The sequence below is a fragment of the Rhizobium indigoferae genome, from assembly GCF_034554815.1.
Classification (GTDB): Bacteria; Pseudomonadota; Alphaproteobacteria; order Rhizobiales; family Rhizobiaceae; genus Rhizobium; species Rhizobium leguminosarum.
The window spans coordinates 3642561-3665517 of sequence record NZ_CP140635.1 but is presented as its reverse complement, the minus strand read 5'-3'; the positions used below and the strand labels follow the sequence as shown (position 1 = coordinate 3665517).

Sequence of the window (22957 nt, the reverse complement as noted above, 5' to 3'; positions counted from 1 at the left end):
AATTCAACGAGGGGTTTGGGGACCATGCGACTGACAATCAAGACGAAACTGGTGACCGCGTTCACCTTCATCATTGTAATGCTCGTGGGCACTGCCGCTTACGGTGTCTTCAGCCTTGGATCGCTGAACGACACGATCGATAAGCTTCTCGCCGGCCCGGCTGCCCGCCTGGATTTCGCGCAGCAGATCAACATCGCTCAGCTCGAGGCGATCCGCCAGCAGAAGAACCTGCTCACCGCCCGCAGCGCAGACGAGACGGCCGGGGCAATCGCCAAGGGCAATCAGGCTCGCAAGGAATTCGCCGACGCCTTCAGCCAGGTGTTGGCGCTGGCAACGGAAGAAGGCAAGGCGCGTTGGGCCCGCATCGCCGAACTTTCCAAGACCTTCAATGGAGCCGACGATCAGATCCGCGAATATGTGAAGGCCGGCAATGCCGAAGGCGCAAATGCCATCTCCGTCACGACGGCGCGCGCCGCTGCCAACGACATCGACTCGACGCTCAGCGAGATCCTGGCACTTGAAAAGCAGCGCATGAAGGCTGCTGACGACGGCGCCGAAGCGCAATACACGACGACGCGCACAATGATGGTTGCGGTCGCCGCGGTCGCCCTGCTGATTGCTGCCTTTACCGCCTTCTGGATCGCCAGCACGATCAGCAAGGGCCTCAGCCGTGCCAACACCGTGGTTCGCGAAGTGTCGGAAGGCGATCTGACAAAGATGGCCGATATCACCAGCCATGACGAAATCGGCGAACTTCTAGGCAACGTCAACACGATGATCGAACGCCTGCGCGGCGTCGTCGCCGACGCACTGTCGGCCGCCGAAAACGTCTCTTCCGGCAGCCAGCAGCTTTCGGCAAGCTCGGAACAGGTCTCGCAGGGTGCTACCGAACAGGCGGCTTCGGCCGAAGAGGCTTCCGCCTCGATGGAAGAGATGGCCGCCAACATCAAGCAGAACGCCGACAATGCGGCGCAGACCGAAAAAATCGCCCGCCAGTCGGCCAAGGATGCGGAAGCTAGCGGTGAAGCGGTGACGCGCGCCGTCGACGCTATGCGCACGATCGCCCAGAAGATCGGCATCGTCCAGGAAATCGCCCGCCAGACCGATCTACTCGCCCTCAACGCCGCCGTCGAAGCGGCACGCGCCGGCGAGCACGGCAAGGGTTTTGCGGTCGTCGCTTCGGAGGTGCGCAAACTTGCCGAACGCAGCCAATCGGCTGCCGCCGAAATCAGCTCGATGTCGAGCGACACGGTCAAGGCTGCCGCCGATGCCGGCGACATGCTCGGCCGGCTGGTGCCCGACATTCGCAAAACGGCGGAACTGGTCTCCGAGATCAGCGCCGCCTGCCGCGAACAGGATATCGGCGCCTCGCAGATCAATGAAGCGATCCAGCAGCTCGACAAGGTGACGCAGCAGAATGCCGGCGCCTCCGAGCAGATGTCGGCAACCTCGGAGGAACTCGCCTCCCAGGCCGAAGAGCTGCAGACGTCGATCGCCTTCTTCAAGGTCGATACGGCAGGCAGCGCGCGGTCCGGCGCCAACAAAGCGCAGCCAAAAGCTTCCGCCAAGGTGAAGGCCCCGGCCACTGTCCGCAAGGCTGCCCCGCAGGCCCATAGCCAAGGCCGCGCCCAGACGATTTCGGCTCAGCAGCAGCGTCTCAAAGGCTTTGCTCTCGATATGTCGATGGGTGGTCCGGATGCCAGCGATGACGATTTCAGGGAGAGCGCATAAGCGCTCCCCGGGGGAAGCGCTTATGCGCCTTCGCCGCAAACTGATCCCTCGGGCTGCTCCGGCGGCCCGAGACGGGAATATCCCCCAACGCATGTAGGCGTTGGCGCTGCGATCGATAGATGTCCGGCTGCCGGGAAGTGAATGTAGTCGCTTTCCCCCTTTTCAGACACATCACTTTCAAGCTCGACGTCCCGCCGATGGGACGCGTTTCTATCCATTCGTTTTGACCGCATAGAGGGGGTACCACATGCGTTTCACCATCAAGCTCAAGCTGGGGCTTGCCTTCGGCATCATGACATTGCTGTTGATTGGCATCGCCATCTACGGAAGCATGAGCCTCGGCACCTTGAATGACGCCAGCGGCAAGATGATCGACGGGCCGATGCGCCGCCTGGAACTGGCACTGACCGCCAATGTCGCCGAAGTCAACGCCATACGCGCTCAGAAGAACGCACTGCTTTCCACGGATCCCGACAGCGCTGCCGGTTTCTACAAGGAGGCCGACCAGAACTTGCAGGCCATGTTTGAGGCCGTCGATGCCGGCCACGCCATCGCTTCGCCGGAAGGAAAACCCTATTGGGAAAAGCTGCAGACGATCGGCGCGAAATTCCGCGACAGATCCGCCGAGCTGCAGCAGCTTGACGCCAGGGGCGATCAAGCCGGCGCACTGGCGCTGTCGCTCGGCGACCTGCGCACGATGACCAACGACATGGGTGACGCGATTGCCGCACTCATCGAGATCCAGCGCAAGGGCATGAAGACGACCGATCAGTCGAACACCGATCTTTATAACTCGACCAAGCTGATCCTCAGCACTGCTTCCGGCATCGCCGTGCTTGTGGCGCTCGGTGCTGCATTGTGGATCATGCTCGGAATCAACAACGGCCTGAGGAAAATCACGACCGTCGCAAATGCCGTCGCAATCGGTGACCTTAACCAGACGGTCGATGTCAAGACCAATGACGAGATCAAGGACCTCATCAATACGGTCAACTGCATGACTGCCAATCTGCGCACCACGGCAGCTCTTGCCGATCAGATTGCCATGGGCGACCTCAGCACAGATGCCAAGCCGCTCTCGGATAAGGATACGCTCGGCATCGCGATGCAGAGCATGATCTCCAACCTGCGGACCACCGCCGGCATCGCCGATCAGATCGCAAACGGCGACCTGACGGTGTCTCCAAAGCCGCTCTCCGACAAGGATGCGCTGGGCCTCGCGCTCGAACAGATGGTCGAGCGGCTGCGCGGCGTCGTCGCCGATGCGATCTCCGCCGCCGAGAACGTCTCCTCCGGCAGCCAGGAACTTTCGGCAAGCTCGGAGCAGGTGTCGCAGGGCGCCACCGAACAGGCCGCTTCCGCCGAAGAGGCTTCCGCCTCGATGGAAGAGATGGCCGCCAACATCAAGCAGAACGCCGACAACGCTGCCCAGACCGAAAAGATCGCCCGCCAGTCGGCCAAGGATGCGGAAGCCAGCGGCGAGGCGGTTTCCCGCGCTGTCGAAGCCATGCGCACGATCGCCCAGAAGATCGGCATCGTCCAGGAAATCGCCCGCCAGACCGATCTTCTGGCTCTCAACGCCGCCGTCGAAGCTGCTCGTGCGGGTGAACACGGCAAGGGTTTTGCGGTCGTCGCATCTGAAGTGCGCAAACTTGCCGAACGCAGCCAGTCGGCTGCTGCCGAGATCAGTGCCATGTCGAGCGATACCGTGACGGCGGCCCAGGATGCAGGCGACATGCTCGGCCGGCTGGTGCCCGACATTCGCAAAACGGCCGAACTGGTCTCCGAGATCAGCGCCGCCTGCCGCGAACAGGATATCGGTGCTGCCCAGATCAACGAGGCGATCCAGCAGCTCGACAAGGTGACGCAGCAGAATGCCGGCGCCTCCGAGCAGATGTCGGCGACCTCCGAGGAACTCGCCTCCCAGGCCGAAGAGCTGCAGACGTCGATCGCCTTCTTCAAGGTCGATACGGCGGGTGGGCGCCGCGAGCGCGCGCCGGCTGTAAAACTCACCGCCCGCAGCCGGGCCTCGGCCGCACCGCGCAAACCGGTCAGCAAGGCGCCGGCCAATACGATCGCTGGTCAGCAGGCCCGCGTGAAGGGGTTTGCCCTCGACATGTCGATGGGCGGTCCCGATACGGCCGATGACGATTTCAGGGAGAGCGCATAAGCGCTCCCCGGGGGAAAGCGCATGACCGCTCCCCGTTCGCAATTGTCGTGGGCCAATCAGGATGGCCCGCGACGCACGCTTCGCCTACCGGAATGTCTTCGCTGCATGATGCCGCGCCCCCTGGTCCACATTTATTGCTTCGCTCTCGGAGAGGTATATTGAGATGCGTATTACGATTAAACTTAAGCTCGCAGCCGCATTCGGCTTTGTCATATTGTTGCTGGTGGGCAGCGCGGTCTATGGAATCATCAGCCTCAGTTCCCTGAACGATGCTGTCGGCAACCTTATTTCGGGTCCGGCAAAGAGGCTGGAACTGGCTCTAGAGGCAAAGACTTCGGAGCTTAATGCTGTTCGCTGGCAGAAGAATGCCCTTCTGGAAATGGATCCGGAAGTAGCCAGGAAGGACTACCAGAATTCGGCGAAGAGCCTGGATGAAATGGTAGTTTTCGCCACGGGCGGCCAACAGCTCGCAACTGCCGAGGGCAAGCCCACCTGGGACAGGCTGGTCGAGTTGGCCAAACGCTTCAGTGAGGGGTCCAACAAAGTCGCCTCTATCCAGGAAAGTGGCGACAGGGCAGCGGCAGCGGCGCTTTCGTCCGGAGAGGTTCGCGCTCTCGTCATGGAACTCGAAGATGTTTTCGAGACGCTCGTCACGCTTCAGCAGAAGTCGATGACGCAAGCCGATAACGATACAGACATTCTTTATAGTTCGACGAAAAACATGCTGATCGGCATCGCTATCGGGGCTTCCGTCATCGCGTTCGCTGCTGCGCTGTGGATCGCGCTCGGTGTCAACAGCGGCCTGCGCAAGATCATGAACGTTGCCAGCGCCGTCGCCATCGGTGACCTGAACCAGAAGATCGAGATCAAGAGCAACGACGAGATCAAGGATCTGGTCAACACGATCAACGTCATGACGGACAATCTTCGCAGCACTGCTGAGATCGCCAACCAGATCGCGAACGGCGACCTGACGGTGTCTCCGAAGCCGCTTTCGGAGAAGGACACGCTCGGCATTGCCCTCGAACAGATGGTTGAGCGCCTGCGTGGCGTCGTCTCCGATGCGGCTGCTGCCGCAGAAAATGTCTCGGCCGGCAGCCAGGAACTGTCCTCGAGCTCCGAGCAGGTGTCGCAGGGCGCCACCGAACAGGCGGCTTCGGCCGAAGAGGCTTCCGCCTCCATGGAAGAGATGGCCGCCAACATCAAGCAGAATGCCGATAACGCCGCCCAGACCGAGAAGATCGCCCGTCAGTCGGCCAAGGACGCGGAAGCCAGTGGTGACGCGGTGACGCGCGCCGTACAGGCGATGCGAACCATTGCCGAGAAGATCGGCATCGTCCAGGAAATCGCCCGCCAGACCGATCTGTTGGCGCTCAACGCTGCCGTCGAAGCGGCGCGCGCCGGGGAACACGGCAAGGGGTTTGCGGTCGTCGCCTCGGAAGTGCGCAAGCTTGCCGAACGCAGCCAGTCGGCTGCTGCCGAAATCAGCTCTATGTCGGGCGATACGGTCAAGGCCGCTCAGGAGGCCGGCGACATGCTCGGCCGGCTGGTGCCCGACATCCGCAAGACGGCGGAACTGGTCTCCGAGATCAGCGCCGCATGCCGCGAACAGGATGTCGGCGCCTCGCAGATCAACGAGGCGATCCAGCAGCTCGACAAGGTGACGCAGCAGAATGCCGGTGCTTCCGAGCAGATGTCGGCGACCTCGGAAGAGCTCGCGACCCAAGCGGAAGAGCTGCAGGCTTCGATTGCCTTCTTCAAGGTCGATACAGCAAGCAATCGCCAGTCCCGCACGCCGGCCGCCAAGGTCTCGGTCCGCAGTCCGGCACGGGCCGCCGGTCGCACGCCCAGCACCAGGAAGCCGGCTGCCAACAGCGTTGCCGGCCAGCAGGCGCGGGTAAAAGGCTTCGCTCTCGATCTCTCCATGGGCGGTCCCGACGATGGGGACGCCGAATTCAAGGAAAGCGCATGATCATGGCCACGACATCCCTGGAAGCGCAATTCGTGACCTTCAGCCTCGGCGAGGAGATTTTCGCCGTGCCGGTTGAGGTCGTACGGGAAATCCTTGACTATGCGGAAGCTTTCAAGATTCCGAATGGTCCAGACTATCTGCTCGGCCTGCGCGACGTGCGCGGGCAGGGCGTGCCGACGATCGATCTTCGATTGAAGCTCGGCATGACGAAGACCGTGCCGACGCCGCATACGCGCGTGCTCGTCCTCGACGTGCCGATGGAAAGCCGGCTCCTGACCCTCGGCCTCGTCGCCGACCGCGTCTTCGAGGTCACGCCGTTCCGGCGCGAGCAGATCGAGGCGGCGCCTGACATCGGCGTGCGCTGGCGCTCGGACTATATCGCCGGCGTCGTTCGCCGTGAAAACGGCTTCGTCGTCATCATCGATCTTGCACGGTTGCTGTCGCGCGAGGACGCCTCGGCACTGCAATCGGCGGCCTGACCCGCGCATCAACTCGGAGTACTGCGTTCTATGAGTATGGCAGCAGCGGTGGAAACCCAATTGCCGGGCGACCGGATCAGCAAGCGCAATTTCGACAAGCTTGCCCGGTTCATCTACGATTACAGCGGCATCAAGATGCCGCCGACCAAGCTGACGATGCTCGAAGGGCGGCTGAGGCGCCGCCTTCGCGCAACCAACCATGCCACCTTCGACGATTATTGCGACTTCCTGTTCAATCATGACGGGCTCGACCAGGAAACCGTCTACCTGATCGACGTGGTGACGACGAATAAGACCGACTTCTTCCGCGAAGCCAAGCATTTCGACTATCTGCAGACGGTAGCGCTGCCAACGATCGCCAATAGCGGCGTTCGGACCATCCGCACCTGGAGCTCTGCCTGCTCGACGGGAGCCGAGCCCTACACGATGGCGATGGTACTGGCTGAATTCACCGAAGGCCGCAACGACATCTCCTACAGCGTTCTGGCCACCGACCTTTCCACCGACGTGTTGCAGACGGCGCGCCGCGGCATCTACCCGGAAGACCTCATCGCGCCCGTGCCGCGCGACCTGCAGCGTAAATACGTGCTGACGGCCAAGCAGCCGGATCGGCGGGAGGTGCGCATCACGCCGAAACTGCGCAGCAAGATTGGTTTTGCCCGCATGAACCTGATGGACGAGAAATACCAGATCGGCGAGGCGATGAACGTCATCTTCTGCCGCAACGTGCTAATCTACTTCGACAAGCAGACTCAGGCCGGCGTGCTCAACCGCCTCTGTGATTGCCTGGCGAAGGGCGGCTACATGTTCATCGGCCATTCTGAATCGATCACCGGCTTCGATCTGCCGTTGAAGCAGGTCTCGAATACGGTGTTTCAGCGTATCTAAGCGCATGGCGTCATCCCAAAACCGCTGCGCACTTCTGGACGGCATGCATTAGGGGCATTCATGGCTAAGAAAATCCGCGTTCTCATCATCGACGATTCCGCCAGCGTCCGCCAGACGCTGACCCACGTGCTGGAGCAGGATCCCGATATCGAGATCATGGCGGTCGCATCCGACCCCTTCATGGCGGCGCGGAAGCTGCAGGAGGAGATCCCCGATGTCATCACGCTCGATGTGGAGATGCCGCGCATGGATGGCATTACCTTCCTGCGCAAGCTGATGGCGCAGCGGCCGATCCCTGTCGTGATGTGTTCGTCGCTGACGGAGGCGGGTTCGGAGACGCTGATCCAGGCGCTGGAGGCCGGTGCGGTCGACGTCATTCTGAAATCGAAGATCGGGGCCGCCGACAGCCTTGCCGACGATGCGATGCGTATTCGCGAAGTCGTCAAGAGCGCCTCGCATGCACGGCTTTCCAATGTCCGCCGCGCCGCCGGAACCATCCGTTCCGCTTCAGCGGAGGGGCCAGCCAAGAAACTGACGGCGGATGTGATGCTGCCGCCACCGACGGGGCGGGCCATGGCGAAGACGACGGAGATGGTCGTCTGCGTCGGAGCTTCCACCGGCGGCACCGAAGCACTGCGCGAGTTCCTGGAAGAACTGCCGGCCAATGCGCCTGGCATGGTGATCGTCCAGCACATGCCGGAGAAATTCACCGCCGCCTTCGCCAAGCGGCTGAACGGGCTCTGTGAGGTAGAGGTCAAGGAAGCCGTCGATGGCGATCCGGTGTTGCGCGGCCATGTCTTGATCGCGCCAGGTGACAAGCACATGCTGCTCGAGCGCCAGGGTGCGCGCTACTATGTGAGCGTGAAGACCGGGCCGCTGGTGTCGCGACACCGGCCTTCCGTCGACGTGCTCTTCCGCTCGGCGGCGCGCTCGGCCGGCTCGAATGCCATGGGCATCATCATGACAGGCATGGGCGACGACGGTGCGCGCGGCATGCTGGAAATGCACCAGGCCGGCGCCTACACGGTGGCGCAGGACGAGGCGAGTTCCGTTGTTTTCGGCATGCCGAAGGAGGCGATCGCCAAAGGCGGCGTCGACCGGGTCCTGCCGCTCGATCAGATCGCTCGCGAAGTGCTGATGACACAACAGAAGTTTTAGGACCTGTTTGAACTGGACGGGATCGAAGCCGGCGGTATCGCAGGATGCCGCCGACTTTTATTGTAGCTTTTATTGTAGCCTTTATTGTATCCCTCTAGGTTCTGTATTCAGGCGAGATAACCGCCGTCGATCGTCAGGCTGGCGCCGGTGACGAAGGCGGCCTCGGCACGGGCGAGATAGGCGGCGAGGCCGGCGATCTCGCGGTCCTCACCCAGGCGGCCAAGCGCCATCAACGGCTTGAGGCGCTCATGATCGTCCTCATTGGGGTTCATGTCGGTCGCCGTCGGGCCGGGCTGGATGTTGTTGACGGTGATGCCGCGTGGGCCGAGATCGCGAGCGAGGCCGCGGGTCATCGAGGCGATCGCGCCTTTCGTCATGCTATAGACCGAGGAGGTCGGAAAGCCGCTGCGATCGGCGGTGACGCTGCCGATGGTGATGACGCGGCCGCCTTCCTTCATGTGTCTTGCCGCTGCCTGGATGCCGACGAAGGCAGCGCGGACGTTGACGGCGAACATCCGGTCGAAATCTTCGAGCGAATAGTCGTCGAGCGGGTTGAGGATGAGAATGCCGGCATTGCTGACGAGAATGTCGAGACCGCCAAAATGCCCGGCTGTCAGCGCGACGGCATCCTGTACGGCCTTCGCATCGGCACTGTCGGCCCGGATCGCCAGCGTCCTGCCTCCAGCAGCCTCCAGCTCGGCGACGATCGCCTTCGCCTTGTGCTCCGAGCTGGAATAGGTGAAGGCGACGGCGGCGCCGTCAGCGGCGAGCCTTCGGACGATGGCGGCACCGATGCCGCGCGAGCCGCCGGTGACGAGGGCGATCTTGGTGGAAAGGGATTGAGACATGCAGGTTTCCTTTGTTTTTGGATTGATCAGTCTAGAATTGGCCGTGGAAAGGCCGGTTCGGAGTTATCCTCGTCAGCGGAGGCTTCTGATTGCCATGCGTGCGATACCGCGGAGCGTCCCGGGTGGGACGCCGTTTCGGGCGCTGACTTTCATCCCCGACAGGGCAGCGCCGAGAAACGGGATGGCGTCGGCGATATCGATCTCTGTTGCGAGATCTCCGGTCCTGCGAGCCTCTGCGAGAAGGCTCTCGATCGCCGCGTGAAGCGCGTGGCCGGCGCTGTCGGTAAGAGCTGCGATCTCGGCATCGGTACGGCCGAATTCACAGATGGCGCTGACACCGAGGCAGCCGCGCCGCGCCTCGGCAGCGGGACGCGAGGCGAAAGCGACAAGAGCACCTTCCAGCGCCTCGATCGGCCGGTTTTCGCGGCGAAGATCGGCGATGATCTTATCGATGCTCTCCACATTGTAGCGCTTCAGCGCTTCCAGATAGAGACCGCGCTTGTCGCCGAAGGTGTCGTACATGCTTTGCCGGCTGATCTTCATCGCCGTCAGCAATTGCTCGGTCGAGGTGCCTTCATAGCCATGCTCGGAAAATACGCCGATGGCGGCATGAAGGGCGGTGTCGCGATCGAATTCCTTGTGTCGTGCCATGAACAGGCTTCTACTCTTATTGGACTGATCTGTCCAGAATAAAATGAATGGTTTCCGCCGCCGCAGGGCAGCCATGCGCGCCTCCCCTTGAAATTTCCCTGATTTTGTGGTCTTGAGGCCGCCAATCTTCGCAGCGCTGCCTGTCATGCATGTTCAGGGACACTTCCCGCCCCTGGCAGCGCGCGCGCCCCGTATCAGTCCCAAGGAAAAATGCGCCGATGGCCCGTTCAGCTCTTCTCAATGTCATGGTTCAGGCTGCCCTCAAGGCAGGAAAGTCGCTGGGACGTGATTTCGGCGAAGTGCAGAACCTGCAGGTGTCCGTGAAAGGACCGGGTGACTTCGTTTCCACCGCCGACCGCAAGGCCGAAAAGATCGTCAGGGAAGAGCTGCTCAAGGCGCGTCCGACCTATGGCTTCCTCGGCGAGGAAAGCGAGGAAATCAAGGGCACCGACGGCGCGCATCGCTGGATCGTCGACCCGCTCGACGGCACGACGAACTTCTTGCACGGCATCCCGGCCTTTGCTGTCTCGATCGCGCTCGAACGCAACGGCGAGATCGTTGCCGCCGTCGTTTTCAATCCGGCAACCGACGAGCTTTATACCGCCGAACGCGGGGGCGGCGCCTTCCTGAACGACCGACGCCTGCGCGTCGCCGCGCGTCGCGCGCTGTCGGATTGCGTCATCGGCTGCGGTGTGCCGGCGCTCGGCAAGCGCAATCACGGCAAGTTCCTGGTCGAGCTTCGCCACGTGATGGGCGAAGTGGCGGGCATCCGCCGTCTGGGTTCGCCGACGCTCGATCTTGCCTATGTCGCTGCCGGGCGGTTCGACGGTTTCTGGGAAGCGGAGCTTGCGCCGTGGGACATGGCTGCCGGCATCCTGCTCATCCGCGAAGCCGGCGGTTTCGCCACCGACTGGGACGGTGGCGCGACGATGCTGGAGAGCGGCGCGATCGTCGCCGGCAACGAGATCATCCACAAGGCGCTGATCGAAGTCGTCAAGCGGCCGGTTCCGGCCAAGTGACCGAACGAAAATCTGGCTGTTGTAAAGTCACGGTTTTCGCCCCGGCATACTTCAATTCGGCACAATGTTGCTCTAGTCTCCGCCAGCAATGACTCCGGAGGCAGCGACCCTATGGAAAATGTGAATGTGGCGGAGATCGGCTCCACCGAAAAGACGGCTGGCACTTATGCCAACAGGCTTTCGAGTCCCATGCCCTTCCTCTGGACGATGCTGCTTTTCCTCGTCATCGTCGGCTTTATCGCCGCCATCCTCTTCCGGCAGACGCAGACCGCCTTCATGCACAATCCGGGCCTCAACGGCCTGATCGTCGGGGTTCTCGCGGTCGGAATCATCCTTGTTTTCAACCATGTACTGGCGCTTCGCCCTGAGGTGCGCTGGTTTAATTCGTTCCGCGCCGCCGGCAGCGCCGACAAGGTGAACCGCAATCCGCGGCTGCTTGCGCCAATGCGGGCGCTGCTCGGCAGCCGCAAGTCCTCAGTGGCGCTGTCGACGACGGCGCTGCGCTCGATCCTCGATTCGATCGCTACCCGCCTCGACGAATCGCGCGATGTTTCACGCTACCTGATCGGCCTCTTGGTCTTCCTCGGCCTGCTCGGCACCTTCTGGGGCCTCATCGGCACGATCAGTTCGATCAGCATTGTCATTCAGTCCCTCGATGCCGGCTCGAACGGCACCGGAGACGTGCTCTCGGCGCTGAAGGAAGGGCTTTCCACGCCGCTTTCCGGCATGGGCCAGGCCTTCTCCTCCTCGCTGCTCGGCCTTTCCGGTTCGCTCATTCTTGGCTTCCTCGACCTGCAGGCAGGCCGCGCGCAAAACCGCTTCTACATGGAGCTGGAAAACTGGCTTTCCTCGGTCACGGATGTCGGCTCCGATCTTGCCCCGGCTCTCGAGGCCGTATCCGGCGGCTCCTCGGACGACATGCGCGCGCTCTCCGATTATCTGCGCAAGGTCTCCGAAGAGGGCGGCGCCGGCAGCCAGCGCTCCGTCGCCGCCATGGCGAGCCTTGCCGAAGGTATTCAGGGCCTCGTCAAGAACATGCGCAACGAGCAGCAGATGCTGCGTGACTGGATCGAGGCACAGCAGGACGAGGCGAAGGCAATGCGCCGCACGCTCGACCGGCTTGCCGAGCGCATCGGCGTGCAGGAGCGCGTAGGGGAGAGGGGCGAGCGCATGCGCGACCGCGCCAGCCAGACAGAAAAGAGCGAGGGCAAGTAAGCTATGGCTCTTGCCCGCAACCGGCGCCGCGAACGCACGGTGGATTATTGGCCGGGCTTCGTCGATGCGCTGTCGACGCTGCTCATCTCAATCATGTTCCTGCTGACGGTCTTCGTCGTCGGGCAGTTCATCCTCAGCCGCGAAATCACCGGACGCGATGAGGTGCTCAATCGCCTGAACAGCCAGATCAACGAGCTGACGCAGCTTCTCGCGCTCGAAAAGGGTAGCAACCAAGATCTCCAGGATTCTGTCGCCAACCTGCAGGCCTCGCTTGCCAGCGCCGAAGGCGACCGTTCGCGGCTGCAGGCGCTGCTGAATGCCGGTTCGGGCGGTCAGAATGCGGCGCAGAAGCGGATCGGCTCGATGACGCAGGAGCTTGACGAGCAGAAGCAGGTGAGCGAACGGGCGCTCAGCCAGGTCGAACTGCTGAACCAGCAGATATCAGCGCTTCGCAGCCAGATCGCCGCCGTCGAAGCTGCTCTTCAGGCGTCGGAGGAGAAAGACCGGGTCTCGCAGACCAAGATCGCCGACCTCGGCAGCCGCCTCAACGTGGCGCTCGCCGCGCGCGTGCAGGAGCTGAACCGCTACCGTTCCGACTTCTTCGGCCGTCTGCGCGAGATCCTCTCGGACCGAGAGAATATCCGCATCGTCGGCGACCGGTTCGTCTTCCAGTCGGAAGTGCTGTTTCCGTCGGGCGGCGCCGATCTCAACCCGGAGGGGCAGACCGAAATGGCGAAGCTTGCCGCCGCCCTCCTCGATCTCGCCAAGGAAATTCCGCCGGAGATCAATTGGGTGCTGCGCGTCGATGGCCATACCGACAATGTGCCGCTTGCCGGAACGGGCCGCTATCGCGACAATTGGGAGCTCTCCTCGGCGCGCGCGATTTCGGTCGTCAAGTTTCTGATTGCACAGGGCGTGCCGGCCGATCGGCTGGTTGCCGCCGGCTTCGGCGAGTTCCAGCCGATCGCGCCAGGCGATACGCCGGATGCGCACTCTACCAATCGCCGCATCGAGCTGAAGCTGACCGAGAAATGATTACAGCGCCGCGCGTCTTTTCAGACGCGCAATGGACGCTGTAACACTTTGAATTGCTGCATAATTCCCTAAATCGATTCCGATTTAGGGAATTATGCAGTGGCCCGACATTCCCTGCTGCGCGCCCTTCAGGCGGCCGGCGAGGAAATCGCGCACGGCGGGGCTGTCGCTGAGGCCGATCGCTGTCATATAGGCATCGGCTGCCGCGGTATCATCGCCGGCCTGGGTCAGGAGAAAGGCACGCACGGCCCAGTAGGGCTGGTAGCTTGCGACGTCGCGCGGATCGAGCCGGTCGAGCCCTTCCAGCCCGGCAGCGGCGCTCAAGGCCCTGCTGATCACCGCAGCTTGGCTGACGCGTGCACCCAGCGTCGGCGTCATCATCACCAGCGCCGCGTAGAGTGTCGTCAGCGCCTGCCAGTCGGTCGTACCTGACAGCCGGCGCGCCGCATGCACGGACTGGATCGCCGCCTGACACTGGAAGGGGCCGAAACGGTCGAAGCCGCCGGCCTTGCGCAACAGTGCATCCGCCTCGGCAATCATGATCGCGTTCCACGCGGCCATATCCTGCTCGTCCAGCGGCACATATCGGCCGCTACCGTCGCGCCGGGCGCTGCGGCGAGCTTCGCAATGAAGCATCAAGGAGAGCAGCCCGACCGCTTCCGGTTCGTCCGGCAGCACCGCCAGAAGCGCGCGGCCGAGCCAGATCGCCTCACCGGCAAGTGAAGGGTGTTCGTCCTCTCCGTCGAGACCGTCCCAGCCGAGACCGTAAGCCGCGTAGATCGCCGAGAGCACCGCTGCAAGCCGCTCCGGCAAGGTGGGGCGAGGCGGGACGGCGAAGGGAATGCCGGCATCGCGGATCTTTACCTTGGCCCGCACCAGCCGCTGGCTCATCGCCTCAGGTGAGACGACGAAGGTCCGCGCGATAGTCTTTGCCTCGATGCCGAGAACGGTCTGCAGCATCAGCGCCGTATGCACGGAGCGGTCGATGGCGGGATGGGTGCAGGCGAAGAGCAGCTTCAGCCGCTCATCGGGAAAGATGGCGTTGCCGGCCTCGTTCATGCGTTCCTCCGCCTCCTCAAAGGCGATCGATATCGTCGTTTGCGCATTGGCCTCGACAGTGCGATGGCGGGCCGCCTGCATGAGATTGCGGCGGGCGGCAACCAGCAGCCAGGCTTCCGGATTGCCGGGAATGCCGCGCTCCGGCCAGACGCGAAGCGCCGAAGCCAGCGCTTCCGACAATGCGTCCTCTGCTGCCGCCACGTCGCGCGAGCGGGCGGTGAGGAAGGCGATCAGCTTGCCGTAGGACTGACGCGCCACCTTTTCGGCAGCGCGTCCGGCATCGGGCGGCATTACCGCCTCACATCTGCAAGCGCGGACGCACCTCGACCGAACCCTTGTCGGAGATCGGGACGCGGGTCGCCCATTCGAGTGCTGTATCGATGTCGGGGACGTCGATCAGATAGAAGCCGCCGAGCTGTTCCTTGCCTTCCGGATAAGGCCCGTCCTGAACATCGTGTTCCTCGCCTTTGCGGCGCACGATCGTGCCGGTTTCCGGGCCTGTCAGCCCGGCGCCGCCGGTCATGATCCCTGCCTGAGCGAGCGCCTTGCTGTAGGCGACCCAGCCGTCGCGATAAGCGGGATCGCCGCGGCGGGCGAAATCCTCGGCGGCCTCGCGAATGATGAGAGCATATTGCATGGAAAACTCCTGATCTCGTTGTTGCGTTGATCTGGGCATGCCGATAGCGGGGATCGAGATCCCGAAAATCGTCAAGCCCGGCGGAGCGGCGCGGCCGTTCCGAAACAATGAGGCGCGACCACCGGTCGTTTCGACATGGCTTTCAAAAAAATATGCGAAAAAGAAAAAGGGCACCGAAAATCGCAAGCGGGCCGGGCTCAAGGGCGCCGGCGCTGCTCAAGGGTGCGAAAGGGCAGGGCGGCAATCACGCCGCCGCTGCCGGTCTGCTCAGGACTCGGCCTTCGTCTGGTCGACGACCTCGGCGCTTGGCGTGTTCTTCTTGATGGATTCGATGGCACTCATGGCGGACGCCTTCGCCTTGTAGCCCTCAGACGAGAACATAGCTTCCCCGTTCGATGCCTTGAAGCGGAAGCGGAACTCGCCGGCCTTATCCTTATAGACTTCGAATTTATACATAGATGTCTCCCGAAATCCCAAAACGCTGAATTGCAACCATCAGCTTAGCGGAGGCTAGATCAAAATGGCGAGCTTTTCCACTGCCTTAATCAGGATTGGGTTGCTTAGCGTCCAATTGTCACCGTTTCCATTGGACGCAAGCGAATGAGGGCGCCAGCGGCTATGCCCCGAGAACAGGATGATTTTAGGCCGGGTCGGCCTAAACTCTGAATCCTGTTCTAAGTTAAATAGTGAGAGCATGATGTCGTCCGAAAACCGCTCACACTTTTCGGCATCGTGCTCCGGCATCACTCCATCTGGATGTTGGCGCCCTTGACGACCGGTCCCCATTTGGCGAGTTCGGCCTTCACATGGGTGGCGAGTTCCTCCGGCGTCGAGCCGACGATGGTGGCGCTGAATTCCTTCATGCGTTCAGCGACGGCAGGGTCGGCAAGCGCCTTTTTAGCCGAGGCGTTGAGGCGTATCACCGCTTCGTTCGGCGTCTTGGCAGGGGCGAAAAGCGCGTTCCAGGTATAGGTCTCGTAACCTGGAATGCCTGACTCGGCGATCGTGGGCACATCGGGGAAGGAGGGCGCGCGCTCGGCCGTGGTCACCGCCAGCGCCCGCAGGGTGCCAGCCTTGATGTGGCTCGACGACGAGGGCAGGTTGTCGAACATGATTGGCACCTGGTTGCCGATGACGTCGTTCAATGCCGGGCCGGCGCCTTTATAGGGAATGTGCTGCATGCTGACGCCGGCCATGGACTTGAAGAGCTCTCCGGAAAGATGCAGCGGCGTGCCGTTGCCCGATGAGGCGTAGCTGTATTTATCGGGCTCGGCTTTCAGCAGGGCGATCAGCTCCTGCACGGTCTTCGCCGGCAATTCCGGATTGACGACCAGCACATTCGGCACGACGACGAGCAGCGAGATCGGCGCGAAATCCTTCTCGGGATCGTAGGGGGTCGATTTGAGGATCAGCGGATTGAGGGCGTGGGTCGCCACCGTGCCCATCAGGATGGTGTAACCGTCCGGTTCGGCGCGGGCGACGTTACCGGCGCCGAGATTGCCGCCGGCGCCGGCGACGTTCTGGACGATCACCTGCTGGCCGAGATCCTCTGACATCTTCTGCGCGACGATGCGGGCGACGACATCGGTCGAGCCGCCGGCCGCGAAGGGCACGACCATGGTGATCGCGCGATCGGGAAAATCCGCAGCAGTGGCAGACGCACCGACGGCAAGGGCCGCAAGCACACCGAAACCGAGCGCAAGGCCCGTACGTCGCGTCATATCGGAAAGTGCCATTCCTATCTCCTCCCAAGGATTTCAGCAGCCATATCCCCACCCCGGGGAATGAAGAGGTTAGGGCAGAACGCGCGAAAGACAACTGCGGGGAGGCGCAGCGGGTTCAGACTTTAGTCGTTGTTGGTGGGAGAAGTGCGCGCCGGCTATTTCGCCGCAGCGAGCACATCCTCGTTGGCGGCGTCGAATTGCAGTCGCGCCAGCCGGGCATAGATGCCGCCATGGCGGATCAGGCTCTGATGCGTGCCCTCCTCGACGACGCGGCCCTGATCCATGACGAGAATGCGGTCGGCCTTCAGCACGGTTGCCAGGCGATGGGCGATAACGAGCGTCGTGCGGCCGTCCACCAGGCCGTCGAGCGCCTTCTGCACCAGCGTCTCGCTTTCGGCGTCAAGCGCTGAGGTCGCTTCGTCGAGCAGCAGCACGGAGGCGTTCTTCAGGATGGCGCGGGCAATGGCGATGCGCTGGCGCTGGCCGCCGGAGAGCATGATGCCGCGTTCGCCGACCTCGGTCTCGTAACCCTGGTCCAGCCGGGCGATGAATTCGTCGGCCTGCGCGGCAAGGGCTGCGGCGCGGACCTCGTCACGCGAGGCGCCGCGGCGGCCGAAGGCGATGTTGTCATGGATCGAGGCGGCAAAGATGGTGACATCCTGCGGCACGATGGCGATGCGCTGGCGCAGTTCGTCGGGCGTCGTCAGCTGCGCGTCGACGCCATCGATCGTCACGCTGCCCTGCTGCGGATCGTAGAAGCGCAGCAATAGCGAAAAGACGGTGCTCTTGCCGGCACCGGAAGGGCCGACGATGGCGACCGTCTCGCCTGGCGTGATGGCGAAGCTTAAGCCATGCAGTGCCGATTTTCCGGGGCGCGAGGGATAGGCGAAATGCACACCGGAAAATTCGACGCGACCACGGCTGGGCGAAGGAAGAGCCTGCGGGCTGGCGGGGGCTGTGATCGGCGAGACTTCGTCGAGAAGTTCGGTCAGCCGGTCGGCAGCACCGGCTGCCTGCGAAAGTTCGCCCCAGACCTCCGACAGCGCGCCCAGCGACCCGGCGGAGATGACGGCATAGAGCAGGAACTGGCCGAGCGTGCCGGCCGAGAGCGTGCCAGCAAGCACGCTATGGGCGCCGACCCAGAGCACGGCGACGACGCTGCCGAAGATCAGCGTGATGGCGATCCCCGTCAGCAGCGCGCGCGAGCGGATCGCGGCGCGGGCGGCCTCGTAGGCGGATTCGACGGCGGTGCCGTAACGCGTCGCTGCTGCATCCTCGCCGTTGAAGGCCTGGACGGTGCGGGTCGCGGCGATCGTCTCGTTGGCGAAGGCGGAGGCATCGGCGAGCGTATCCTGGGCGGCGCGCGAACGTTTGCGCACCGAGCGGCCGAAGGCGACGAGCGGGAAGACAATCAGCGGGATCGCTCCGATGACGAGGCTCGAAAGCTTCGGCGAGGTGACGATCATCATGCCCATGGCGCCAATACAGAGGATGAGGTTCCTGAGCGCCACCGAGGCGGTGGCGCCGACGGCCGACTTGATCTGTGTCGTATCGGCGGTCAGGCGCGAGACGATCTCGCCGGACTGGTTGACGTCGAAGAAGGAGGGCGACAGCCTCGTCACATGGGAAAAGACATCGCGGCGAAGATCGGCGACGATGCGCTCGCCGATGGTGATGACGAAATAATAACGCAGCGCGCTTGCGACCGCGAGCACGACGGCCATGACCATCAGCATGGCGAAGTAGCTGTTGATGAAGCGGCCGTCCGACTGGGTGAAGCCGTGATCGATCATGCGACGCACGGCGAGCGGCAGCGCCAGCGAAGTGATCGCGGCAAGCGCCAGCGACATCAGCGCACCGGCCACCATGCCGCGATAACGCATGACGTAGGGCGTCAGCCTGCCGAGCGGCTGTAGCGACCGCCTTTTGTTTTCCTCAGCCCGTGCCTGCTCTGCCAAATCGTCTCCGATCGCCCGCAGGACCCGCGCAATGCGGCCTGTAGGCTCTTGTTATCTAGGCGTCCTTCATGTATAGGCACCGCATCCTAATGGGAAGCCGTAGCCATCACGACTGCGGCTTCATTTATTCAATCGGTTCGTTGGCCGCAACTGCATGCGGCAAATTGAACTCCGGTATCGCAGGAAGATTGTTATGAAGGCAGGCATCCATCCCGAATATCACATGATCAAGGTAGTCATGACCGATGGCACCGAATACGAAACCCGCTCGACCTGGGGTTCGGAGGGCGCTGTCATGAACCTCGAGATCGATTCCAAGTCGCATCCGGCCTGGACCGGCGGCAACCAGCAGCTCATGGACCGCGGTGGCCGCGTCTCCAAGTTCAACAAGCGTTTCGGCGGTCTCGGCCTCTAATCGCTTTTGCTCGATGGAATTCGAAGAGAGCCCGGTTTCGCCGGGCTTTTTTGCGTTTGCAATGGCTTACAGCGCCGCGCGTCTTTTCAGACGCGCCAAGGACGCTGTCGGAATGGTGGTGTTCAGCGGCAAACAAAAAACCGGCCGCGTAAGATGCAGCCGGTTTGTATCGAATTCTTGCGGATCGGTCAGTTGTTGCCGAAGGCGGTCTGCAGCAGGGAAAGCTGGGCCTGGACGCTGTTCTGATTATCATGAATGATCACCGCTTCGGACGGGCGGTAGATCTCGCGATCGAGCAGGGCGATACGGTTCTGCAGACGCAGCGAGCGTTCGACGAGGTCGCGGAAGGATTCCGGCAGGTCACCCCAGCCGGGTGCGGCGCGGTCGACGTTGAAGCCGTCGAGGCGAACCTTGTTCTTCTCAGCGAGCACTTGGTCACGGGACATTTCGCCATTGTTGACGGCGCGCTGCAACAGCAGCCAGGAGGCCATCTGCATCAGGCGGGTGGTCAGGCGCATCGATTCCGCGGCGTAGAGAACCGAGGCCATCCGCGGCAGAACCTTGGAGGCGGCGCGGCCCTGGCCGTCGAGGTAGGCGGCAGTCTCTTCGACCAGCGACATGCCTTCCGCGTAAAGTGCCTTGAACTGCGAGGATGCAGCGGCGCGGCCTGCAAAACTGATCGTGTTCAACCCAACTTCCGACATCGCAATAGTCCCTGTTTGCACGCAGCTACATATATTCAGGTAACGCCGGCACCGACGGAAAAGTTTCCAGGCCGGGTCTTTATGACTTTAAGATGGTATCATTAGCCCAAATGCGCAAGCCGTTTCTTAAGAAAGGGTTAATCTCCACAGTTTCGTGGAAGTGCGCCGGCCATAGGAAAAAGAAGAGCCGCAAACGCGGCTCTCAAGGTAAAACAGGGAGAAAAATCAGACCAATTCACCGCTTGGAAAACTGTCTGAGATCCAGAGAAAATCCGGATGAATATAGTAATATCTTATAAAGCTTAATATTTTATTAACATTGTGCCGAATTAAGACTTGAGGCGGGTAATTTTATCCGCCTATAGCCTTGTTTTTTGGGGTTTTTAGCGGATTACGAGCGGAAGAAGCTTTCCGCCGCCTGCCGCCCGGAGGCCTTGCGACCGGCCTCGGCCTCGAGACGGGCGATCTCCGTCTTCAGCAATTCCACCCGCGCCTTCAACTCGTCGACCGAAAGCATGGAGAGATCGGCGCCGATCTCGTGGGCGACTTTCTTCTGCGGCCGGTCATCATCGATGAAGCTCATGGTTCGTCCTCCGTTTGCCAATGCTCTATAGTTTTTCCACGCAATTCCGGACGCAAAACCGCCGCGCACTTTTTGCTGGAATGGCTCTAGCCGAACTTTACCGCAGGATCGCCGCTTTCGGGAGACTTTCCGGTTTCAGGAGATTTGCCGGTGCCGCGATCGGCAAGCGACATGCTTTGCGGTGTCAGCATCGGCGAGGTGCCGGTCGGGATCGTCGTGTAGGCGTCGCGGTCGCTGGCCGGGACGGCGGCGCGGATCCGGCTTCTGATGATGGCGTAGACGGTGATCAGCACATGGGCGATGGCGGTGACGAGGAAAAGCGCATGTGGGGTGATCGCCGACATGACCGGGCCGCCGATCGTCGGGCCGATCACCGTGCCGATGCCGTAGAGCAGTAGCAGGCCACCGGAGACCTTGACGAAATCCTCCGACGCCGCGAAGTCGTTGGCGTGGGCAACGGCGATCGGATAGAGCGTATTTGCCACCGCGCCGTAAAGGACAACGAGCCCGATCAGCAAGCCGGCGGACGTCGGGTGGAGCAGAAAGATCAGCAGGCCCGCAACGGCGGCGATGCCGGACATGGCGGCGAGCACATAGCGCCGGTCAATGCGATCGGAAAGCCGGCCGGCCGGCAGTTGCATCACGGCGCCGGCGAAGATGGTGGCGCTCATCATGATGGCGATGCTGGTGTCGGAGAGGCCGGCGCCGGCGCCGAAGACGGCGCCGAGCGTGCCGTAGGCACCATTGGCGATGCCGACGAGCAGGATGCCGAGGCAGGAGACCGGCGAGTTGCGATAGAGCGCAGGCAGGTCGAGGCGCACCGCCTTCAGCGGCTGCGGCGAAGCGGCGGTCGAAAGCGTCGTCGGCAGCATGGCGATGCAATAGAAGATGCCGCAGATCATGAACAGCACCGGCGTGCGCACATCCTCGAGCGGGATCATCATCTGGCCGCCGACAACGCCGAGCAGTGTGATGCCGATATAGAGGGAGAAGATCGCGCCGCGGCTCTCGTTGCTGGCGCGCTCGTTCAGCCAGCTTTCGATGATCATCGACGTGCCGGCGGTGGAGAAGCCTGTGACGGCCCGCAGAACCACCCACCAGACCGGATGGATGATGATGCCGCTGACCAGCGCGATGATGGCGATGATCGAGATGAAGCCGGAGAAGGCGCGCACATGGCCGACACGGCGCACCAATTTCGGTGCCACCAGGCAGCCGATGACAAAGCCTCCAGCCCATGACGTGCCGAGCAGGCCGAGCGTCGTCGTGGCGTAGCCTTCGAGATTGCCGCGCACAGGAAGCAGGATGCCCTGCAGGCCATTGCCCATGAAAAGGAAGAGCGTACCAAAGAGCAGCGCGGCGACGGACAGCAGATTTCTCTTCATTTCCCCAGACTCGGTCTTAGCGATTTGCAATGGACATAAGGCAGGACCTGCGTCAGCCCAGCCTCAAGATGATTGATTGTGCCCCGGAATGTCTTTACGGCGTGTCGAGATCCTCTTGTTCGCGCGGAAAAATGTCCGTCCTGTGACATTCCGAAAAACGGAAAAAATAAAGCATGACAAAGCTGATAGCCTTGCTGCTCATCCTTGCCATGGCGATACAGCTGATCAAGCCGCTCGGGCTTCCCGGCCTCCGACGGCGGATGGATTTCTGGAAGATCGCGCTGATCGCTTTCGGCGTCTGGGCAGTGGCTCTGCTTTCACGCGACTTCATGATGTAGCCCCTGGATTACGCATAACCGGGGGCGACGACCCCACCGGGATCGTCAGTCCTGCAAGCTTATTTCTCCGCACATGACGGAAACGCAGCCTCCGGAGATGACGACATCGCTGACGATGCCGCCGGACTTCGCGACATCAAGGGTGATGACGCTGCGGCGGCCCATTTCGACGCCCTGTTCAATGGTGATGCGGGCGTTCATATCGGCCTCCGGCGCAAGTGAGACGAGATAGGCGCCAAGCGCCGCAGACCCGCTGCCCGTTGCCGGATCTTCGGGCACGTTATCGAGCGGCGCGAACATGCGGGCGCGGATATTCCATGGATTTTCGGCTGTCCTCACATAGAGGAAGAGCGAGAAGTCGTGGCCGCTCGTCGCCTGGCGGCCGGCAGCTGCCTGAAACCCGGCAAGGTTCGGGCGGGCGGCGGCCAGCGCTTGGAGCCCGTTCAGCTCTGCAATGGCGAAGTTCAGGCCGACCGAGGCGAAGACCGGGGCATGGGTGGTGCTGACGATGACGCCAGGGTCGAGCGAGACGCAGCCGGCGACGGTTTCCTCGGCAATGATATCGCCGATCGCCAGCGGCTGCGGTGCGCGGATGGCGGCAGCAGCAACCTTTCCGCCGCTGCGTTTCAGGCTGACTTCGACGACGCCAGCCTTTTCCTCGAAGCGCAGCGTATCGCCGACCGGCTTGCCGAAGATCTCCGCCTGCTGGCCGAGCACATAGGCGGTGCCGACGTTCGGGTGGCCGGCGAAGGGTATTTCCATTGTCGGCGTGAAGATGCGCACGCGGGCGGAATTCTGAGTGTCTTCCGGCGGCAGGACGAATGTGACTTCGGAATAGTTGAACTCGGTGGCGATCTTTTGCATCGCCGCATCGCTCAGACCTCGCGCATCGGAAATGACGGCAAGCGGATTGCCCTCGAAGCGAGTGGAGGTGAAAACATCGACGGTGACGTAGGAGAGGGTGTTCATGGCGGCTCCTGTTGTGGCA

General features: G+C 62.3%; 22 protein-coding genes. 11 read left to right on the top strand and 11 right to left on the bottom strand.

Translation table 11 applies throughout. The annotated features are described in order from the left end of the window. Positions 1-24 precede the first annotated feature (24 nt). From U5G49_RS18235 to U5G49_RS18210, 6 genes are all read left to right on the top strand, one after another. Complete coding sequence (locus U5G49_RS18235; RefSeq protein WP_193444273.1) at positions 25-1731, top strand: methyl-accepting chemotaxis protein; 1707 nt, start codon at positions 25-27, stop codon at positions 1729-1731. A gap of 247 nt (positions 1732-1978) precedes the next feature. After that, positions 1979-3901 (top strand): HAMP domain-containing methyl-accepting chemotaxis protein, encoded by a 1923-nt coding sequence (locus U5G49_RS18230; protein ID WP_193444272.1) that lies wholly within the window; start codon positions 1979-1981, stop codon positions 3899-3901. A 163-nt stretch (positions 3902-4064) separates the two neighbouring features. Beyond that, positions 4065-5873 carry a methyl-accepting chemotaxis protein gene (locus tag U5G49_RS18225; RefSeq protein ID WP_193444271.1) on the top strand — a complete coding sequence of 603 codons (1809 nt, stop codon included), beginning with the start codon at positions 4065-4067 and terminating at the stop codon, positions 5871-5873. Then, positions 5870-6352 carry a chemotaxis protein CheW gene (locus tag U5G49_RS18220; RefSeq protein ID WP_018072866.1) on the top strand — a complete coding sequence of 161 codons (483 nt, stop codon included), beginning with the start codon at positions 5870-5872 and terminating at the stop codon, positions 6350-6352. Before U5G49_RS18225 ends, U5G49_RS18220 begins: the two co-directional genes overlap by 4 nt. A 30-nt stretch (positions 6353-6382) precedes the next feature. Further along, entirely contained in the window at positions 6383-7240 is an 858-nt protein-coding gene (locus U5G49_RS18215; RefSeq protein ID WP_047622707.1) for a CheR family methyltransferase, read from the top strand. Between the two features lie 60 nt (positions 7241-7300). Then, positions 7301-8398, top strand: coding sequence for a protein-glutamate methylesterase/protein-glutamine glutaminase (locus U5G49_RS18210; RefSeq protein WP_047622706.1), 1098 nt, complete (start codon positions 7301-7303; stop codon positions 8396-8398). Positions 8399-8505: 107 nt separating this feature from the next. Here the strand turns inward: U5G49_RS18210 and U5G49_RS18205 are convergent, their stop codons facing one another. Beyond that, positions 8506-9246: a 3-oxoacyl-ACP reductase family protein gene (locus tag U5G49_RS18205; protein WP_193444270.1), complete on the bottom strand. Its 741-nt coding sequence runs from the start codon at positions 9244-9246 to the stop codon at positions 8506-8508. A 72-nt stretch (positions 9247-9318) separates the two neighbouring features. Beyond that, positions 9319-9897 (bottom strand): TetR/AcrR family transcriptional regulator, encoded by a 579-nt coding sequence (locus U5G49_RS18200; protein WP_193444269.1) that lies wholly within the window; start codon positions 9895-9897, stop codon positions 9319-9321. Positions 9898-10115: 218 nt separating this feature from the next. Here U5G49_RS18200 and U5G49_RS18195 point away from each other — a divergent pair, with 218 nt between their 5' ends. The 3 genes from U5G49_RS18195 (at position 10116) to U5G49_RS18185 (ending at position 13166) form a co-directional block, all read left to right on the top strand. Continuing rightward, positions 10116-10916 (top strand): inositol monophosphatase family protein, encoded by an 801-nt coding sequence (locus tag U5G49_RS18195; protein WP_018243486.1) that lies wholly within the window; start codon positions 10116-10118, stop codon positions 10914-10916. Between the two features lie 111 nt (positions 10917-11027). Next, positions 11028-12131, top strand: a complete 1104-nt coding sequence (locus tag U5G49_RS18190; RefSeq protein ID WP_028733512.1) for a MotA/TolQ/ExbB proton channel family protein — start codon at positions 11028-11030, stop codon at positions 12129-12131. Positions 12132-12134: 3 nt separating this feature from the next. Beyond that, complete coding sequence (locus U5G49_RS18185) at positions 12135-13166, top strand: peptidoglycan -binding protein (protein WP_193444268.1); 1032 nt, start codon at positions 12135-12137, stop codon at positions 13164-13166. Positions 13167-13250: 84 nt separating this feature from the next. Here U5G49_RS18185 and U5G49_RS18180 read toward each other — a convergent pair whose 3' ends face one another. The 5 genes from U5G49_RS18180 to U5G49_RS18160 form a co-directional block, all read right to left on the bottom strand. Then, on the bottom strand, positions 13251-14516 hold the full coding sequence (locus U5G49_RS18180; RefSeq protein WP_193444267.1) for an RNA polymerase sigma factor: 1266 nt from the start codon (positions 14514-14516) through the stop codon (positions 13251-13253). A gap of 7 nt (positions 14517-14523) precedes the next feature. Further along, on the bottom strand, positions 14524-14862 hold the full coding sequence (locus U5G49_RS18175; RefSeq protein WP_026188521.1) for a YciI family protein: 339 nt from the start codon (positions 14860-14862) through the stop codon (positions 14524-14526). 267 nt (positions 14863-15129) lie between these two features. Continuing rightward, a complete protein-coding gene (locus U5G49_RS18170; protein WP_017968150.1) occupies positions 15130-15318 on the bottom strand; it encodes a YegP family protein in 189 nt (62 codons plus the stop codon). Between the two features lie 287 nt (positions 15319-15605). Then, positions 15606-16598, bottom strand: coding sequence for a Bug family tripartite tricarboxylate transporter substrate binding protein (locus tag U5G49_RS18165; protein WP_166480846.1), 993 nt, complete (start codon positions 16596-16598; stop codon positions 15606-15608). A gap of 143 nt (positions 16599-16741) precedes the next feature. Beyond that, positions 16742-18544 (bottom strand): ABC transporter transmembrane domain-containing protein, encoded by a 1803-nt coding sequence (locus U5G49_RS18160; protein ID WP_193444266.1) that lies wholly within the window; start codon positions 18542-18544, stop codon positions 16742-16744. A 193-nt stretch (positions 18545-18737) separates the two neighbouring features. Here U5G49_RS18160 and rpmE point away from each other — a divergent pair, with 193 nt between their 5' ends. Beyond that, positions 18738-18959: a 50S ribosomal protein L31 gene (gene rpmE / locus U5G49_RS18155; RefSeq protein ID WP_003542805.1), complete on the top strand. Its 222-nt coding sequence runs from the start codon at positions 18738-18740 to the stop codon at positions 18957-18959. Positions 18960-19147: 188 nt separating this feature from the next. Here the strand turns inward: rpmE and rcdA are convergent, their stop codons facing one another. The 3 genes from rcdA to U5G49_RS18140 all read right to left on the bottom strand — a co-directional run bounded on the left by rcdA (position 19148) and on the right by U5G49_RS18140 (position 21631). Further along, on the bottom strand, positions 19148-19663 hold the full coding sequence (rcdA, locus tag U5G49_RS18150) for a protease adaptor protein RcdA (protein ID WP_018243478.1): 516 nt from the start codon (positions 19661-19663) through the stop codon (positions 19148-19150). A 391-nt stretch (positions 19664-20054) separates the two neighbouring features. Beyond that, positions 20055-20246 carry a DUF1192 domain-containing protein gene (locus tag U5G49_RS18145; RefSeq protein ID WP_018243477.1) on the bottom strand — a complete coding sequence of 64 codons (192 nt, stop codon included), beginning with the start codon at positions 20244-20246 and terminating at the stop codon, positions 20055-20057. 86 nt (positions 20247-20332) lie between these two features. After that, positions 20333-21631, bottom strand: coding sequence for an MFS transporter (locus U5G49_RS18140; RefSeq protein WP_018445941.1), 1299 nt, complete (start codon positions 21629-21631; stop codon positions 20333-20335). A gap of 173 nt (positions 21632-21804) precedes the next feature. On the opposite strand from U5G49_RS18140, the gene U5G49_RS18135 reads away from it, so the two are divergent. Next, on the top strand, positions 21805-21969 hold the full coding sequence (locus U5G49_RS18135) for a hypothetical protein (RefSeq protein WP_018243475.1): 165 nt from the start codon (positions 21805-21807) through the stop codon (positions 21967-21969). 45 nt (positions 21970-22014) lie between these two features. On the opposite strand, the gene U5G49_RS18130 is transcribed toward U5G49_RS18135, so the two are convergent. Then, a complete protein-coding gene (locus tag U5G49_RS18130; RefSeq protein WP_193444265.1) occupies positions 22015-22938 on the bottom strand; it encodes a PhzF family phenazine biosynthesis protein in 924 nt (307 codons plus the stop codon). Positions 22939-22957 lie beyond the last annotated feature (19 nt).

Bases quoted from the DNA above. Each gene is read 5' to 3' on its own strand.
- U5G49_RS18235 (WP_193444273.1), top strand. From the start codon at position 25: ATGCGACTGACAATCAAGACGAAACTGGTGACCGCGTTCACCTTCATC.
- U5G49_RS18230 (WP_193444272.1), top strand. From the start codon at position 1,979: ATGCGTTTCACCATCAAGCTCAAGCTGGGGCTTGCCTTCGGCATCATG.
- U5G49_RS18225 (WP_193444271.1), top strand. From the start codon at position 4,065: ATGCGTATTACGATTAAACTTAAGCTCGCAGCCGCATTCGGCTTTGTC.
- U5G49_RS18220 (WP_018072866.1), top strand. From the start codon at position 5,870: ATGATCATGGCCACGACATCCCTGGAAGCGCAATTCGTGACCTTCAGC.
- U5G49_RS18215 (WP_047622707.1), top strand. From the start codon at position 6,383: ATGAGTATGGCAGCAGCGGTGGAAACCCAATTGCCGGGCGACCGGATC.
- U5G49_RS18210 (WP_047622706.1), top strand. From the start codon at position 7,301: ATGGCTAAGAAAATCCGCGTTCTCATCATCGACGATTCCGCCAGCGTC.
- U5G49_RS18205 (WP_193444270.1), bottom strand. From the start codon at position 9,246: ATGTCTCAATCCCTTTCCACCAAGATCGCCCTCGTCACCGGCGGCTCG.
- U5G49_RS18200 (WP_193444269.1), bottom strand. From the start codon at position 9,897: ATGGCACGACACAAGGAATTCGATCGCGACACCGCCCTTCATGCCGCC.
- U5G49_RS18195 (WP_018243486.1), top strand. From the start codon at position 10,116: ATGGCCCGTTCAGCTCTTCTCAATGTCATGGTTCAGGCTGCCCTCAAG.
- U5G49_RS18190 (WP_028733512.1), top strand. From the start codon at position 11,028: ATGGAAAATGTGAATGTGGCGGAGATCGGCTCCACCGAAAAGACGGCT.
- U5G49_RS18185 (WP_193444268.1), top strand. From the start codon at position 12,135: ATGGCTCTTGCCCGCAACCGGCGCCGCGAACGCACGGTGGATTATTGG.
- U5G49_RS18180 (WP_193444267.1), bottom strand. From the start codon at position 14,516: ATGCCGCCCGATGCCGGACGCGCTGCCGAAAAGGTGGCGCGTCAGTCC.
- U5G49_RS18175 (WP_026188521.1), bottom strand. From the start codon at position 14,862: ATGCAATATGCTCTCATCATTCGCGAGGCCGCCGAGGATTTCGCCCGC.
- U5G49_RS18170 (WP_017968150.1), bottom strand. From the start codon at position 15,318: ATGTATAAATTCGAAGTCTATAAGGATAAGGCCGGCGAGTTCCGCTTC.
- U5G49_RS18165 (WP_166480846.1), bottom strand. From the start codon at position 16,598: ATGGCACTTTCCGATATGACGCGACGTACGGGCCTTGCGCTCGGTTTC.
- rpmE (WP_003542805.1), top strand. From the start codon at position 18,738: ATGAAGGCAGGCATCCATCCCGAATATCACATGATCAAGGTAGTCATG.
- rcdA (WP_018243478.1), bottom strand. From the start codon at position 19,663: ATGTCGGAAGTTGGGTTGAACACGATCAGTTTTGCAGGCCGCGCCGCT.
- U5G49_RS18145 (WP_018243477.1), bottom strand. From the start codon at position 20,246: ATGAGCTTCATCGATGATGACCGGCCGCAGAAGAAAGTCGCCCACGAG.
- U5G49_RS18140 (WP_018445941.1), bottom strand. From the start codon at position 21,631: ATGAAGAGAAATCTGCTGTCCGTCGCCGCGCTGCTCTTTGGTACGCTC.
- U5G49_RS18135 (WP_018243475.1), top strand. From the start codon at position 21,805: ATGACAAAGCTGATAGCCTTGCTGCTCATCCTTGCCATGGCGATACAG.
- U5G49_RS18130 (WP_193444265.1), bottom strand. From the start codon at position 22,938: ATGAACACCCTCTCCTACGTCACCGTCGATGTTTTCACCTCCACTCGC.